Source organism: Mesorhizobium sp. M1169, assembly GCF_040318345.1.
Taxonomy (GTDB): domain Bacteria; phylum Pseudomonadota; class Alphaproteobacteria; order Rhizobiales; family Rhizobiaceae; genus Mesorhizobium.
The window spans coordinates 39072-53822 of the sequence record NZ_JAMYME010000011.1 but is presented as its reverse complement, the minus strand read 5'-3'; the positions used below and the strand labels follow the sequence as shown (position 1 = coordinate 53822).

Sequence of the window (14751 nt, the reverse complement as noted above, 5' to 3'; positions counted from 1 at the left end):
ATCTCTTGCGCGTCGACCTTTTCGACTTCGATCTGCCGGAGGAGCGCATCGCGCTTCGCCCAGCCGAGCCGCGCGACAGTGCCAGGATGCTGGTGGTCAGGCCGGGTGAGGGGCTCGAAGACCGGACGGTGCGCGACCTGCCGGCCCTGCTCAAGGCCGGTGATGTGCTGGTCTTCAACGACACCAAGGTCATTCCGGCACAGCTGAAAGGCATCAGGCGGCGCGGCGAGGCGGCGGCGCAGGTCGAAGCCACGCTGCATATGCGGATGGCGCCCGACCGCTGGCTCGCCTTCATGCGTCCGGGCAAGCGCATCGCCGCCGGCGATCGTATCCATTTCGGTCATGACGCCAATTCCTGCCTTCTCGGCCAGCTCGACGCGACCGTGATCGAGAAGGGAGAAGGCGGCGAGGTGCTGCTCGGCTTCGACCTGTCAGGTCCGTTCCTCGACGAGGCGCTGCATGCAGTCGGCCACATCCCGCTGCCGCCCTACATCGCCTCCAAGCGTGACGACGACGAACGCGACCGCAGCGACTATCAGACCATTTATGCGAGGGAGGAGGGCGCGGTCGCCGCGCCGACGGCAGGGCTGCATTTCACGCCGGAGCTGTTTGCGACGCTCGACGCCAAGGGCATAGAGCGCCGTTTCGTCACGCTGCATGTCGGCGCCGGTACGTTCCTGCCGGTGAAGGCGGACGACACCGCCGACCACAAGATGCACGCCGAAACCGGTTCGGTCAGCCCGGAAACCGCCGAGGCGCTGAATGCGGCGAAAGCAAAAGGAGGGCGCATTATCGCTGTCGGCACGACATCGCTGCGCTTATTGGAGAGCGCGGCCGGCGAGGACGGCAGGCTGGCCGCATGGTCAGGCCCGACAGACATCTTCATCACGCCCGGCTATCGTTTCAAGACCGCAGACATGCTGATGACCAATTTCCATCTGCCGCGTTCGACGCTGTTCATGCTGGTTTCGGCCTTCTGCGGTTTGCAGACAATGCGGGCGGCCTATGCGCATGCCATCGAGAATCGCTACAGGTTTTATTCCTATGGAGACGCAAGTCTTCTGTTCAGGGAGGATACCGATGGACGATGACCTGGAAACCTTCGACCGGGAAGCCTTGATCGCCGAGGTCAGGAAACTGCGGGCTGGCATCCGCCAACACCGCGACGCCACCGGCCATGATCTGTGCTGGCACCATCCCGACCTCTGGTCACTTTTGCCCGAAAAGACCGAGCCGGCGATTGCCGTGCCGCCGTGGCCGAAATTCATGCGCGGCTGCATCCGCTACCGGCAATCACTCGACAAGCAGGCCCCGGACGCGCCGGTATTCGACAAGGAGTTCGATGGCTAGGGAATTCAATGACTGACGCATTCACCTTCAAGGTGCTGGCGACCGACGGCAGGGCGCGGCGTGGTGCAATCACCATGCCGCGCGGGGAAATCCGCACGCCTGCCTTCATGCCGGTCGGTACCGGCGGCACAGTGAAGGCCATGTATATGGATCAGGTGCGCGGCGTCGGCTCGGACATTATCCTCGGCAACACCTACCACCTGATGCTAAGACCCGGCGCCGAGCGCGTGGCGCGGCTCGGCGGCCTGCATGAATTCGCCCGCTGGCCGCATCCAATCCTGACCGACAGCGGCGGCTTCCAGGTGATGTCGCTGTCGAAGCTGCGGAAACTGACCGAGAACGGCGTTACCTTCCGTTCGCATATCGACGGCGGCGCCTACGAGATGTCGCCGGAGCGTTCGATAGAGATCCAGGGGCTGCTCGATTCCGACATCCAGATGCAGCTCGACGAATGCACAGCGCTGCCGGCCAAGCAGAACGAGATCGAGCGTGCCATGGAGTTGTCGTTGCGCTGGGCCGAGCGTTGCAAGATGGCATTCGGCGAGCAGCCCGGCAAGGCGATGTTCGGCATTGTGCAAGGCGGCGACGTGCCGGATCTGCGGCTGCGCTCGGCGCAGGCGCTGAAGGCAATGGAGCTGAAGGGCTACGCGATCGGCGGGCTGGCTGTCGGCGAGCCGCAAGCGGTGATGCTGGAGATGCTCGACATCACTTGCCCGGAGCTGCCGGCTGACCGGCCGCGCTACCTGATGGGCGTCGGCACCCCGGACGACATTTTGAAGTCGGTGGCGCGCGGCATCGACATGTTCGACTGCGTGATGCCGACGCGGGCAGGGCGCCACGGCCTTGCCTACACACGGCGCGGCAAGGTCAATCTGCGCAACGCCCGCCATGCCGACGATCCGCGTCCGCTCGATGAGGAAAGCGACTGCCCGGCCGCACGCGACTATTCGCGGGCCTATTTGCACCATCTCGTGCGCTCGCAAGAGGCGCTTGGGGCGATGCTCCTGACCTGGAACAATCTGTCCTACTATCAAAAGCTGATGCAGGACATCCGCGCTGCAATCGAGGCCGGCACGTCCGAAGCGCGCGGCGCAGACATTGCCGACGGCTGGGCGAGGGGCGATATTCCTGCTCTTTGAATGAGCCACCGTCTGCGTGATAACGATTGACTGGTCGATTGTCCGGACGCAGAGTCCCGTCGGGGTCAAGCCATGACCGTGACGTACGACTTTGGCGGCAAGACCGCGATCGTGACAGGCGGCTCAAGGGGTATCGGCAAAGCCGTTGCCGCGCAGCTGATACAGTCCGGTGCCGATGTCTGGATATGGGATGCGGATCCCTTGCCTCTCGATGGCGCCTATTGCCAGAGTGTCGATGTGACCAAGGCACACCAGATAAAGGACGCATTGGCCGGGGTCACAGCCGATGACAGGCGGATCGATATCCTCATCAACAATGCAGGCTACCTTGGCAGCTATCGTGGATTCGAGGCCTTCGATCCGATCGAATGGCAACGGATCATCGGCGTCAACCTGATGGGTGTTTTCGAAGTCACGCACCAAGTTCTGCCGATCATGCGCAAGGCCGGGAGTGGTCGTATCGTCAATATGGGTTCGCTGGCGGGCAAGGAAGGACTGCCGAACCTCGCAGCCTATTCTGCGGCAAGTGCGGGTGTCATTGCTTTCACGAAAGCATTGTCGCGGGAGGTCAGCGACACCGACATCCGCGTCAATTGCGTCGCGCCGGGGCCGATCGATACCGAGCTCATCAGGCGCCTTGGCAACGATGTCGTGAACGACATGATCAACGCCAGTCCGCTCAGGCGCCTCGGCTCTGTGGATGAAGTCGCGGCATTGGTGCTTTGGCTATGCTCCGATGCCAGCGCGTTCAACACTGGGGCGGTGTTCGATATGTCGGGCGGCAGGGCGCGCTATTGAATGTTTTCTACTCAGGTGCTGAACGAATTCGACGCGCGCAGGCTGCAGCCTGTGATCCGGAACGTACCGTCGGGCTGCTGCTGCAGCATGTAGACCGCTTCATAATCCTTGCCGTCGGGTCCAACGATCAGTACCTGCTGGACGATTGAACCCGGAGCGGTCTCCTCGGCCTTGCCGAAGGAATAGGTCCGCGGCCTGCGCACCGGCGGGTAACCGTTGGTCACCATATTCATGAAGGTATCGACGGTCGGGAAAATCCGCTTCACGTTCGGAGCCGCGAAACTGTAAGCGATGGCGCCGTCATTGGCGATGAACGCCCTCAACTGCCCATCGATGACTGTCTGCGCCGCTTTGACTTCGGCGTCGCCAGCAAAGGCCTGGGATGCGAAAATGAATGGAACGACTGCGAATGCGAAAAACGCGCGGCGCATGGCCTGTCTCCGTTGTCCCTGAGAAATCGCTGCCTGAAGGTACATGATACCATACGCTTTGCAGTGCTTCAGGGTTTCAGCCGAGCGCAAACATTCGGCGTGGCAGTCCGTGTCCGAGCCGAGAAAGCATTGTCGAGGCGAGAACAGCCTGAGCGATTGCCGATGCTTGAAAGCCGGGCGGCAGTCTGCCACAAGGGCCGCTCGATTAGAGCGTGCGATGTGAGCAGGACCAGGCAATGAAGGCATTTTTCGTGCAGATAAAATGCGATCTGGGCAAGGCCTACGACGTTGCCAGCGCCCTGGCCGATGCCGAGATCGCTTCGGAAATCTACTCGACAGCCGGAAACTACGACCTGCTCGCCAAATTCTATGTCGACGACGAGGAAGACATCGGCCACTTCGTCAACGAGAAAGTGCAGATTCTTCCCGGCATCAAGGACACGTTCACGGTCGTCACCTTTCGCGCGTTTTGATCCGCATCCGGCATGTGCCCGGACACCAGGCAAAGCCTGATCAAGGCCCTATTGGTGCTGCCTTAATTTTAGGCAAGTGCGATATACTGATCGCCGGCGCCCAACAAATCACCGATTGCGCTTGATTTTCTCCAGCCAGGCCAGTGAAATGGCGCCACAGGGGAGTATGCGATTGGCAGCGTTCGATGAAATGCTTCCGGAAGTTTCCGGGCTGAGAAAACCGTATTCGGCTTACGATCGCTGGCTGAAGGAACAGGACCCGGCCAGACTTACCGAGAAGATGCAGGACGCCGAACGCGTCTTTCGCAAGACAGGCATCACTTTCGCCGTCTACGGCGAGCAGGAAGCATCGGAGCGGCTGATACCCTTCGATATCGTTCCGCGCATCATTTCCGGCAACGAATGGCGACGGCTGACGCAAGGCATCGAGCAGCGCGTCCAGGCGCTGAACGCCTTTCTCGACGACATCTACCATCGCCAGGAGATCTTACGCGCCGGCCGGGTGCCGAAGGAGTTGATCGCCAAGAACGAGGCGTTCCTGCCCGAGATGATCGGGGTGCGGCCGCCGGCCGGCGTCTATACCCACATCATCGGCGTCGACATCGTACGCATCAGCGAGAACGAGTTCTACGTGCTGGAGGACAACGCGCGCACGCCGTCCGGCGTCTCCTACATGCTGGAGAACCGCGAGACGATGATGCAGCTCTTTCCCGAGCTGTTCCAGCAGATCAAGGTGCGGCCGGTTGAGAATTACCCGCAGCTCTTGCGCCAGTCGCTGGCGGCAGTGCGGCCGCAAAGCACCAAGGGCGCGCCGACCATTGCCGTGCTGACGCCGGGCAGCTTCAACTCGGCCTATTTCGAACATGCTTTCCTTGCCGACCAGATGGGCGTGCAGCTTGTCGAGGGGCAGGATCTGCGCGTCGTCGATGGCCATGTCGCGATGCGCACCACCGAGGGCTACAAGCAGATCGACGTGCTTTACCGTCGTGTCGACGACTCGTTCCTCGATCCGCTGACCTTCCGCCCCGACTCGGCACTTGGCGTGCCGGGCATTATGGACGTCTACCGCGCCGGCAACATCACGATCGCCAATGCGCCGGGAACCGGCATCGCCGACGACAAGGCGATCTATTCCTACATGCCCGAGATCGTCGAATTCTACACCGGCCGCAAGGCGATCCTCGGCAACATCCCGACCTGGCGCTGCTCGGAGCTGGACAGCCTGAAATACGTGCTCGAGCATATCGATGAATTGGTGATCAAGGAAGTCCACGGCTCCGGCGGTTACGGCATGCTGGTCGGCCCGGCGGCGACCAAGAAGGAATGCGAAGAGTTTTCCAAAAAGGTCGCGGCAAAACCGTCGAACTACATCGCCCAGCCGACGCTTGCGCTGTCGACCTGTCCGATCCTGACGGACAAGGGGCTGGCGCCGCGCCATGTCGATCTGCGCCCCTATGTGCTGGTTTCCGACCGTATCCAGATCGTGCCCGGCGGGCTGACCCGAGTAGCGCTCAAGGAAGGCTCGCTGGTCGTCAATTCCTCGCAAGGCGGGGGCACGAAGGATACGTGGGTGTTGGATGATTAGAGTGGAAGTAATGAATAGTGAATAGTGAATAGTGAATAGTGAATAGTGAATAGTGAATAGTGAATAGTGAATAGGTAAGGATATGGGTCGTTGATGTTGGTGAAATGCCCGAAAGTGAAGCGCGCGGAATCGTGCCCTGGAATCCGGATAGTCACCATTCACCATTCACTATTCACTATTCACCACAGGACCGCCTGACATGCTTCTCGGCCGCACCGCCAACGGGCTTTACTGGATGAACCGCTACATCGAGCGGGCGGAAAACATGGCGCGGCTGGTGGATGCCGGCTTGCGCATGGCGCTGACTCGTACTCAGAACGCTTCGGAGGAGTGGAATTCGGTGCTGCTCAGCGCCGGTTCGGACGCCAGCTTCACGCAGAAATATTCCGACTACACCGCCGCCAATGTCGCCGACTATCTGCTGCGCGACACGTCGAACCCGTCGAGCACGATGTCGTCTATCGAAACGGCCCGTAACAATGCCCGCATGGTGCGTACCGCACTGACGCGTGAAACCTGGGAAAGCATCAACGAAGCCTGGATGTCGCTGAAGCGGATGCTGGCCAAGCCGATCGACGAGCGCGACCTGCCCAACGCGCTCGACGCAATTAAGCGCGAGACGGCGCTGATCCGCGGCTCGTTCTACGGCACGATGCTGCGCAACGAGATTTTCGATTTCTCGCAGCTCGGCACTTATGTCGAACGCGCCGACAACACCGCGCGCATCCTGGATGTGAAATACTACGTGCTGTTGCCGTCGATCTCCTGGGTCGGCTCGACGCTCGACAACTACCAGTGGGAATCGATCCTGCGCTCGGTGTCGGCGCACCGTTCCTATCGCTGGGTCTATGATGCCGACTACAAGCCGAGCAACATCGCCGATTATCTGATCCTCAACGTCCGCATGCCGCGCTCGCTGACCTTTTGCTACCGCTTCCTGACGGAGCATCTCAAATTCCTGGGTGACGACTATGGGGAGCGCCACGCCTGTCATGCGACGGCTGCCAAGACCCAGGCCATGCTGACGGCCGGGTCGATCAAGGATATTTTCGACGCCGGCCTGCACGAATTCCTGGCCAATTTCATCCGCGACAACACCAGGCTCGGCGACGAGATCGCGCAGGATTACAGGTTCTATTGAGCATGATCCCAAAAAGCGGAGACCGGTTTTCGGAAAAGCTCATGCTCCAGGGACGAGTGCGATGCGGCTGAAGATCACCCACCGGACCGAATACCGCTACGATGCGCCGGTGCACTATCTGTTGCAGCGTTTGCGGCTGCTCCCGGTGAACGGGCGCACCCAGACGGTACTGTCCTGGGCGCTGAAGATCGAAGGCGCACGCGAGGAAGTGCGCTTCACCGACCATTTCGGCAATGATACCCGGCTGTTGAGCGTCGAGGGCGAGCGCGACTTCATCACCGTCGAAGCAGCCGGCGAAGTGGTGACGCGCGACACCGCTGGCGTCTGCGGACCGCACCAGGGTTTCGCGCCGCTCTGGCTGTTCGGCCAGGAAACGCCGCTGACGACGATCGGCAGCGGCATTCGCGAGCTTGCTGCCTCGGTCGGCAAGGGTACCGACATCGAAAGGCTGCACCGGTTGATGGCGGTGATCGGCGAGCGCGTCGCTTATACGCCGGACACCACCAACGTGACGACGCCGGCCGAAGAGGCCCTGGCGCTCAAGACCGGCGTTTGCCAGGACCACAGCCACATCTTCGTTGCCGCGGCGCGTGCCATGGATTTTCCGGCCCGCTATATCAGCGGCTACCTGATGATGGATGCGGCCATCGAGCAGGCGGCAAGCCACGCCTGGGCCGAGGCGCATGTCTCGGGCCTCGGCTGGGTCGCCTTCGATGTCGCCAACGGCATTTCTCCGGACGAGCGTTATGTGAAGGTGGCGACCGGCCGCGATTATCGCGACGCCACGCCGGTATCTGGAATTCGGCTGGGACAGGCGGAAGAACAGCTTGCGGTCACCGTCACCGTGGAGCAGTAATCCCCGGCAAGATTGTTGCCAAAGAGATTCGATGACCTATTGCGTCGGCCTGAAGATCGATCGCGGGCTCGTGTTCATGTCGGACACGCGCACCAACGCCGGCATGGATTCGATCTCGACCTTCAGGAAGATGCATGTCTGGGAAGAGCCGGGCGAGCGCGTCATCGTTTTGATGTCGGCCGGCAATCTGGCGACGACGCAGGCCGTGGTCAGCCTGCTCGACGAACGCACCAAGGCAGTGGCGGAGCGCCGTGCCACACTGCTCGAAACGCCCTCCATGTACCAGACAGTCCGGTTGGTCGGAGACACCGTCAAGGAGGTCATCGCCAGTTCGTCGCCGGCGGGCGAAAAGGCGGATTCCTACTTCAACGCCTCCTTCATCCTCGGCGGTCAGATCAAGGGCAGCGCGCCGCGCCTGTTCATGATCTATCCGGAAGGCAATTTCATCGAATCCACCGAGGACACGCCGTTCTTCCAGATCGGTGAGACCAAATACGGCAAGCCGATCATTATCCGCGCTTATGAAAGGACGATGAGTTTCGCCGAGACGGTGAAGTTACTGCTGGTGTCGTTCGACTCGACGCTGAAGTCGAACCTGTCGGTCGGCCTGCCGCTCGACCTGCTGTTCTATGAAAAGGACACTTTCAAGGTCGGCCTCAAAAAGCGAATAACCCAGGACGATCAATATTATCGTACGATCTCGGATAGCTGGTCGAACGCGCTGAAGACCGCCTTTGCCAGTCTGCCTGATTTTCCCGAATGAAAACCTTCGTTTTTCGTGCTCTTTGATCGCGGCTCGATGAGGCGCTACGGAGGCGAAGATGAATAGCAACGAATTCCGCGAATGGTCGCTGCGAGCGGCTGAATGGGGCGCCGACTACAGAAACAGCCTTCGCGAAAAACCGGTGCGGCCGCTTGTCGAGCCGGGCGAAATCTTCAAAAGCATCGATGCCGCGCCGCCGGAAGACGGCGAAACGATGCAGGCAATCTTCGCCGATTTCGAACAAAAGATCTTGCCGGGCATGACGCACTGGCAGCATCCGCGTTTCTTCGCCTATTTCCCGGCTAACGCGGCACCGGTCTCCGTCGTGGCCGAGTATCTGGTTTCCGCGATGGCCGCGCAATGCATGCTCTGGCAGACCTCGCCGGCGGCAACCGAGCTCGAGACGCGTGTCGTCGACTGGATGCGGCAGGCGCTTGGTTTGCCGGAGGGATTTTCCGGCGTCATGCAGGATTCGGCTTCATCGGCGACGCTTGCCGCCGTGCTGACAATGCGCGAGCGCGCGCTCGACTGGCAAGGCAACAAGAACGGCTTGCAAGGGCAGCCGGTCGTGCGGATCTATTCTTCCGACCAGGTCCATACTTCTATCGACCGGGCGATCTGGGTGTCGGGCATCGGCGAGGCGAACCTCGTGCGCATTCCGGTCGCCGGACGCTTCCGCGCCATGCAGACGGCGGCTCTGGAAGCCGCGATCGTTACCGACCGCGAAAACGGCATGCTGCCGGCGGGCATCATCGCCAGCGTCGGCGGCACAAGTACCGGCGGCACCGACAATGTGGCGGCTGTTGCCGAGGTGGCGAAGCGGCACGGGCTCTACCTGCATGTCGATGCCGCATGGGCCGGCTCCGCCATGATCTGCCACGAGTTCCGGCATTTCTGGACCGGCGCCGAAAATGCCGATTCCATCGTCTTCAACCCGCATAATGGTTGGGGGCACAGTTCGATTGCTCGATGCAGTTCATCCGCCAGCCGGAAGAGCTGGTCCGCACGCTGGCGATCAAGCCCGAATTCCTGAAAACGCATGGCCGCGACGGGGTCATCAACTACTCCGAATGGTCGGTGCCGCTCGGACGGAGGTTCCGCGCTCTGAAACTTTGGTTCCTGCTGCGTGCGTATGGCTTGGAAAATCTGCGGAACATGATCCGCAACCATGTTGCCTGGAGCGAGAGCCTCGCCGCGCGGCTGGCTCGGGAACCGGATTTCGAGATCGTCACGGAACCCATGCTGTCGCTATTCTCATTCCGCCATCTCGCGGCTGCGGCCATCGACTCTGACGAGCACAATTTGCGGTTGGTCAGCGCGATCAACGATGACGGCCGCATTTACCTGACGCAGACCCGGGTGGACGGGCAGGTGGCGGTCCGCTTTCAGGTCGGGCAGTTCGAAACGACTGCGGCGGACGTCGATACTGCTTTCTCGGTCATCACTGAGATCGCGCGGGGGCTGAGTTGATAGCCTCGTCGAGATTGCACCGGAGCTTTTCTCGCTGCAGTCGCCCGATTTTCATTAGCCGGCCCATACCTGTTCATGGCTTTCGTTTTCAGCTATAGACGAGAAAAACGAAAATGAGAGGTTGCTAGATGTATCTGTCGCCGCGTCATTCCGAAATCATCCAGATGGCCAAGGACCATGGCCGCGTACTGGTCGAGGAGCTGGCGACGCATTTCAACGTGACGCCGCAGACGATCCGCAAGGATCTCAACGATCTCTGCGACCAGCGGCTTTTGTCCCGCATCCATGGCGGGGCATTGTTCCCCTCCGGCATCGAGAACATGGAATATGAGGCTCGGCGCAAGATCGCCGCCGAGGAGAAGGAGGCGATCGGCCGCGCAGCAGCCCGGCTGATCCCCGACAACGCGTCTCTGTTCATCAATATCGGGACAACGACGGAAGCTGTCAGCAAGTCGCTTCTCGATCACAGCGGCCTGATGGTCATCACCAATAACATCAATGTTGCCAACAGGATGCGCATATATCCTTCGATCGAGGTGGTGATCGCCGGCGGTGTCGTGCGCGGTTCCGACGGCGGTGTGGTCGGCGAGGCCGCGGTCGATTTCATCAGGCAGTTCAAGGTCGATTTTGCGGTGATCGGCGCCTCGGCCATCGACCATGACGGCGCACTGCTCGACTTTGATTTTCGCGAGGTGAAGGTGGCTCAGGCGATCATCGCCAACGCCCGACATGTGATCCTGGTGTCGGACCAGACCAAATTCGAGCGCACCGCGCCCGTCCGCATCGGCCATCTGTCGCAGGTCAACACCTTTATCACCGATCGTTGCGACATCCCGTCGGTGCGTAATATCTGCCAGGAGGCAGAAGTTCAGCTGATCGAAACGTCGCTCTCCTAGAGATGCCGTAGCGGCATCTTCCGCCCATCATATTTCGTTTGACATTCGTTATCATTTCGAAATAATTCCGCTACGGTTTCGCAAGAACCCAAAAATGCTGCAATGCGAAGTCGAGGGAGGATTCTTTGAGCGCATCACCGATTCATGACATTTTCGTCATCGGTGGCGGCATCAATGGCTGCGGCATCGCCCGCGATGCCGTTGGACGTGGCTTTTCGGTTTTTCTTGCCGAGATGAACGATCTGGCCAGCGGGACCTCTTCCGGCTCGACCAAACTGATCCACGGCGGCTTGCGCTATCTCGAATTCTACGAATTCCGTCTGGTGCGCGAAGCGCTGATGGAACGCGAGGTCCTGTGGAGGAACGCGCCGCATATCATCTGGCCGATGCGCTTCGTGCTGCCATACGCCAAGGGACTGCGTCCGGCCTGGCTGATCCGGCTCGGGCTTTTCCTCTACGACCATATTGGCGGGCGCAAATTGCTGCCGCCGACGAAAACGCTGGACATGGCCAAGGATCCGGCCGGCAAGCCGCTGAAGCCGCTGTTTCGAAAGGCCTTCGAATATTCGGACGGTTGGGTCAACGATGCCCGGCTGGTTGTGTTGAACGCCCGCGACGCTGCCGAACGCGGCGCAACCATTCGAACCCGAACAAAGGTCGTCAGCGCGCGCCGCGAAGGCAATCTCTGGACGGTCAGGCTTGAAAATGTGCGGACCGGCGATACCGAGGAGGTCAAGGCGCGGCTGCTGGTCAATGCCGCCGGCCCATGGGTCGATCAGGTGCTGTCGGCCACCGTCGGCTTGAACGACGTGCACAATGTCCGCCTCGTACAAGGCAGCCATATCGTCGTGGGCAAGAAATTCGACGACCCACGCGCCTATTTCTTTCAGAACAAGGACGGGCGCATCATTTTCGCCATCCCTTACGAGGACGAATTCACGCTCATCGGCACGACCGATCGTGACTATCCCGGCGATCCGCACGACGTCTGGATCAATGACGCCGAGATCGACTATCTCTGCGCTGCGGCAAGCGAATATTTCGCGCAGCCGGTCAAGCCGTCGGATATCGTCTGGACCTATTCCGCGGTGCGACCGCTCTACGACGATGGCGCCTCAAAGGCGCAGGAAGCCACCCGAGACTATGTGCTGAAGGCCGATGGAGGCGAGGGTGCCGCCCCGATCGTCAACGCCTTTGGCGGCAAGATCACGACCTACCGCCGATTGTCGGAATCGATGCTCGAGAAGATCGAGGGTTTTCTCGGCAAGCGCGGCAAACCATGGACGGCAAACGCGCCGCTGCCCGGCGGTGACTTTCCCGTCACCGGCTTCGATGCCGAGGTGGCGAAATTGAAAACGGCGTACCCGTTCCTCGACGCCCGGCTGGCCCGCCGGTTGACCCGGCTCTACGGCACCCGCGCAAGGAAGCTGCTGGGCCTCGCCAAGTCGAACGTCGATCTTGGCCCCAACTTCGGCGCCGATCTCTACGAAGCCGAGGTGCGCTACCTCGTCGAAAACGAATGGGCGATGACTGCCGAGGATGTATTGTGGCGCCGGACCAAGCGCGGCCTGCGTCTCAGCCGTGAGCAGGCGGCAGTGCTCGACGAGTTCATGCGCGGAATAAGCCGGCAGCACGTAGCGGCTGCCGAATAGGAACGGCCGACTGATGCAGAAAGCCTGGGAGGAGGCATCATGCTTGAACTGAGAAACGTGACGAAGACGGTGGGTGCGGCGGAACATATCCGCGACGTCTCGCTGACGCTTCAGCACGGCTCGCTCAACGTCCTGCTCGGGCCGACGCTCTCCGGCAAGACCAGCCTGATGCGGCTGATGGCGGGCCTCGACGTGCCGACCTCGGGCTCGGTCTGGTTCGATGGCAAGGATGTCACCGGCATGCCGGTGCAAAAGCGCAACGTCGCCATGGTCTACCAGCAATTCATCAATTATCCGGCGATGACGGTCTACGAAAACATCGCCTCACCGCTGCGGGTGGCCGGCACGGATCAGGCAACGATCGACAGGGAGGTGCGCAATGCCGCCGCCCTTCTCAAACTAACGCCCTATCTCGACCGGACGCCTCTCAGTCTGTCGGGCGGCCAGCAGCAGCGCACCGCGCTGGCCCGCGCGATCGTCAAGAATGCCAGCCTCGTGCTGCTCGACGAGCCGCTCGCCAATCTCGACTACAAGCTGCGCGAAGAATTACGCGCGGAACTGCCGAAAGTCTTCGCGGCCGCCGGTACAATCTTTGTTTATGCCACGACCGAGCCGCACGAAGCCTTGCTGCTCGGCGGCAACACGGCGACGCTTTCCGAAGGCAGCATCACCCAGTTCGGGCCGACCATCGAAGTGTTCCGCAAACCGGTTGATCTGGTGACGGCGAGAACCTTCGCCGATCCGCCGCTCAACACCATCGTGCTTGCCAAGAAGGGTCTGGATTTCCTGCTCGAGGGCGGCGTGAAATTGCCGGTGCCGGCGGAACTCTTCGGCATTGCTGATGCGATCTATACGATCGGCTTCCAGCCGCATCATTTGTCCCTCGATCGGCCCAACGCCGCCGCAGTGCCGGTGCGCGCAAAGGTGACGATCACCGAGATCACCGGATCGGAAAGCTTCGTCCATCTCGATTTTGCCGATGCGCGCTGGGTCATGCTGACCCATGGCATTCGCGACTTCGAGCCGGACGAGGAGGTCGAGGTGTTCATCGACCCGCGCCACATCATGGTCTTCGACGAGCACGGCCGTGCCGTGGCCGCGCCGAAGCTGGCGGCCTAGGAGGAAGCGATGGCGCGCATCGATGTCAATCATATCCGCCACTCCTATCTGCAGAACCCGCGCACGGATGCCGATTTCGCGCTGAAGGAAGTGCACCACACCTTCGAGGATGGCGGCGCTTATGCGCTGCTCGGCCCATCCGGCTGCGGCAAGACCACGCTGCTCAACATCATTTCGGGATTGCTGCATCCCTCGCATGGCCAGCTGCTGTTCAACGGCAGGGACGTGACCAATCTGTCGACCCAAGAGCGCAACATCGCCCAGGTCTTCCAGTTCCCGGTGATCTACGACACGATGACCGTCTACGACAATCTGGCGTTCCCGCTGCGCAATCGCGGCGTGCCGGAGCCCGACGTCGACCGCAAGGTGCGCGAGACGCTGGAGATGACCGGGCTGGCCGATATGGCCAAACGAAAGGCGCGCGGACTGACCGCCGACCAGAAGCAGAAGATCTCGCTCGGGCGCGGGCTGGTGCGCTCCGACGTCAACGCCATCCTGTTCGACGAGCCTTTGACAGTCATCGACCCGCATATGAAATGGGTGCTGCGCTCGCAGTTGAAGCAGCTTCACCGCCGCTTCGGTTATACCATGGTCTATGTCACGCATGACCAGACCGAGGCGTTGACCTTCGCCGACAGGGTGGTCGTCATGTATGACGGCGAAATCGTGCAGATCGGCACACCGGCGGAGCTGTTCGAGCGCCCGCGCCACACCTTTGTCGGCTATTTCATCGGCTCGCCCGGCATGAATGTCATGCCGGTGGCGATCGACGGCAAGACAGCGAAGCTGGGCTCGCAGCAGATCGAACTGCCGGGCGTGCCCAAGGCGGGCGGCGGCGCCATCGAACTCGGCATCCGTCCCGAATATGTGCGCCTAGGCAGCCAGGGCATGGCCGTCCGGATCAGCAAGGTCGAGGACGTCGGCCGCCACAAGGTGGTCCGTGCCAATCTTGAAGGGCGCGAGATCGCCGCCGTCATCGGCGAGGACGAGACAGTTCCGGCTGATCCGAAGGTGCGGTTCGACCCGGCCGGCATCAACATCTATGCCAATTCCTGGCGCGTCGAGATGGGAGCCTGAA

The 14751-nt window shown here is 61.1% G+C and carries 14 protein-coding genes and 1 pseudogene; 14 read left to right on the top strand and 1 reads right to left on the bottom strand.

Going from position 1 to position 14751, the window contains the following annotated elements; translation table 11 throughout:
• Nucleotides 1-5 precede the first annotated feature (5 nt).
• From queA to NKH41_RS13740, 4 genes are all read left to right on the top strand, one after another.
• Nucleotides 6-1091 carry a tRNA preQ1(34) S-adenosylmethionine ribosyltransferase-isomerase QueA gene (queA, locus tag NKH41_RS13755; protein ID WP_352770385.1) on the top strand — a complete coding sequence of 362 codons (1086 nt, stop codon included), beginning with the start codon at nucleotides 6-8 and terminating at the stop codon, nucleotides 1089-1091.
• Entirely contained in the window at nucleotides 1081-1350 is a 270-nt protein-coding gene (locus tag NKH41_RS13750) for a hypothetical protein (RefSeq protein WP_352448773.1), read from the top strand. The genes queA and NKH41_RS13750 overlap by 11 nt, the downstream gene beginning before the upstream one ends.
• A gap of 8 nt (nucleotides 1351-1358) precedes the next feature.
• Nucleotides 1359-2489, top strand: a complete 1131-nt coding sequence (gene tgt / locus NKH41_RS13745) for a tRNA guanosine(34) transglycosylase Tgt (RefSeq protein ID WP_352770387.1) — start codon at nucleotides 1359-1361, stop codon at nucleotides 2487-2489.
• A gap of 72 nt (nucleotides 2490-2561) precedes the next feature.
• Nucleotides 2562-3287, top strand: coding sequence for an SDR family NAD(P)-dependent oxidoreductase (locus NKH41_RS13740; protein ID WP_352766646.1), 726 nt, complete (start codon nucleotides 2562-2564; stop codon nucleotides 3285-3287).
• A gap of 11 nt (nucleotides 3288-3298) precedes the next feature.
• Here the strand turns inward: NKH41_RS13740 and NKH41_RS13735 are convergent, their stop codons facing one another.
• Nucleotides 3299-3718 (bottom strand): DUF4864 domain-containing protein, encoded by a 420-nt coding sequence (locus NKH41_RS13735; RefSeq protein ID WP_352770445.1) that lies wholly within the window; start codon nucleotides 3716-3718, stop codon nucleotides 3299-3301.
• Nucleotides 3719-3954: 236 nt separating this feature from the next.
• Between NKH41_RS13735 and NKH41_RS13730 the strand changes: the two genes are divergently transcribed.
• From NKH41_RS13730 to NKH41_RS13685, 10 genes and pseudogenes are all read left to right on the top strand, one after another.
• Entirely contained in the window at nucleotides 3955-4191 is a 237-nt protein-coding gene (locus NKH41_RS13730) for an Lrp/AsnC ligand binding domain-containing protein (RefSeq protein WP_023674883.1), read from the top strand.
• A gap of 172 nt (nucleotides 4192-4363) precedes the next feature.
• Nucleotides 4364-5776: a circularly permuted type 2 ATP-grasp protein gene (locus NKH41_RS13725; protein ID WP_352770389.1), complete on the top strand. Its 1413-nt coding sequence runs from the start codon at nucleotides 4364-4366 to the stop codon at nucleotides 5774-5776.
• Nucleotides 5777-5975: 199 nt separating this feature from the next.
• The gene (locus tag NKH41_RS13720; RefSeq protein ID WP_023674885.1) at nucleotides 5976-6917 is read left to right on the top strand and encodes an alpha-E domain-containing protein; all 942 of its coding nucleotides are present in this window, start codon (nucleotides 5976-5978) and stop codon (nucleotides 6915-6917) included.
• A gap of 61 nt (nucleotides 6918-6978) precedes the next feature.
• The gene (locus NKH41_RS13715; protein WP_352455718.1) at nucleotides 6979-7773 is read left to right on the top strand and encodes a transglutaminase family protein; all 795 of its coding nucleotides are present in this window, start codon (nucleotides 6979-6981) and stop codon (nucleotides 7771-7773) included.
• Between the two features lie 31 nt (nucleotides 7774-7804).
• On the top strand, nucleotides 7805-8536 hold the full coding sequence (locus NKH41_RS13710) for a proteasome-type protease (RefSeq protein ID WP_352540589.1): 732 nt from the start codon (nucleotides 7805-7807) through the stop codon (nucleotides 8534-8536).
• Between the two features lie 58 nt (nucleotides 8537-8594).
• Nucleotides 8595-10006: pseudogene (locus NKH41_RS13705) on the top strand (pyridoxal phosphate-dependent decarboxylase family protein).
• Nucleotides 10007-10134: 128 nt separating this feature from the next.
• Nucleotides 10135-10902, top strand: a complete 768-nt coding sequence (locus NKH41_RS13700; RefSeq protein ID WP_352770394.1) for a DeoR/GlpR family DNA-binding transcription regulator — start codon at nucleotides 10135-10137, stop codon at nucleotides 10900-10902.
• A gap of 125 nt (nucleotides 10903-11027) precedes the next feature.
• Nucleotides 11028-12554: a glycerol-3-phosphate dehydrogenase gene (gene glpD, locus NKH41_RS13695; protein WP_352777864.1), complete on the top strand. Its 1527-nt coding sequence runs from the start codon at nucleotides 11028-11030 to the stop codon at nucleotides 12552-12554.
• 39 nt (nucleotides 12555-12593) lie between these two features.
• A complete protein-coding gene (locus NKH41_RS13690) occupies nucleotides 12594-13673 on the top strand; it encodes an ABC transporter ATP-binding protein (protein WP_352540586.1) in 1080 nt (359 codons plus the stop codon).
• A gap of 9 nt (nucleotides 13674-13682) precedes the next feature.
• Nucleotides 13683-14750, top strand: coding sequence for an ABC transporter ATP-binding protein (locus tag NKH41_RS13685; protein ID WP_352540585.1), 1068 nt, complete (start codon nucleotides 13683-13685; stop codon nucleotides 14748-14750).
• Nucleotide 14751: the final 1 nt, after the last annotated feature.

Coding starts and splice junctions, on each gene's coding strand:
- NKH41_RS13750 (WP_352448773.1), top strand. CDS start 1,081: ATGGACGATGACCTGGAAACCTTCGACCGGGAAGCCTTGATCGCCGAG.
- tgt (WP_352770387.1), top strand. CDS start 1,359: ATGACTGACGCATTCACCTTCAAGGTGCTGGCGACCGACGGCAGGGCG.
- NKH41_RS13740 (WP_352766646.1), top strand. CDS start 2,562: ATGACCGTGACGTACGACTTTGGCGGCAAGACCGCGATCGTGACAGGC.
- NKH41_RS13735 (WP_352770445.1), bottom strand. CDS start 3,718: ATGCGCCGCGCGTTTTTCGCATTCGCAGTCGTTCCATTCATTTTCGCA.
- NKH41_RS13730 (WP_023674883.1), top strand. CDS start 3,955: ATGAAGGCATTTTTCGTGCAGATAAAATGCGATCTGGGCAAGGCCTAC.
- NKH41_RS13720 (WP_023674885.1), top strand. CDS start 5,976: ATGCTTCTCGGCCGCACCGCCAACGGGCTTTACTGGATGAACCGCTAC.
- NKH41_RS13715 (WP_352455718.1), top strand. CDS start 6,979: ATGCGGCTGAAGATCACCCACCGGACCGAATACCGCTACGATGCGCCG.
- NKH41_RS13710 (WP_352540589.1), top strand. CDS start 7,805: ATGACCTATTGCGTCGGCCTGAAGATCGATCGCGGGCTCGTGTTCATG.
- NKH41_RS13700 (WP_352770394.1), top strand. CDS start 10,135: ATGTATCTGTCGCCGCGTCATTCCGAAATCATCCAGATGGCCAAGGAC.
- NKH41_RS13690 (WP_352540586.1), top strand. CDS start 12,594: ATGCTTGAACTGAGAAACGTGACGAAGACGGTGGGTGCGGCGGAACAT.
- NKH41_RS13685 (WP_352540585.1), top strand. CDS start 13,683: ATGGCGCGCATCGATGTCAATCATATCCGCCACTCCTATCTGCAGAAC.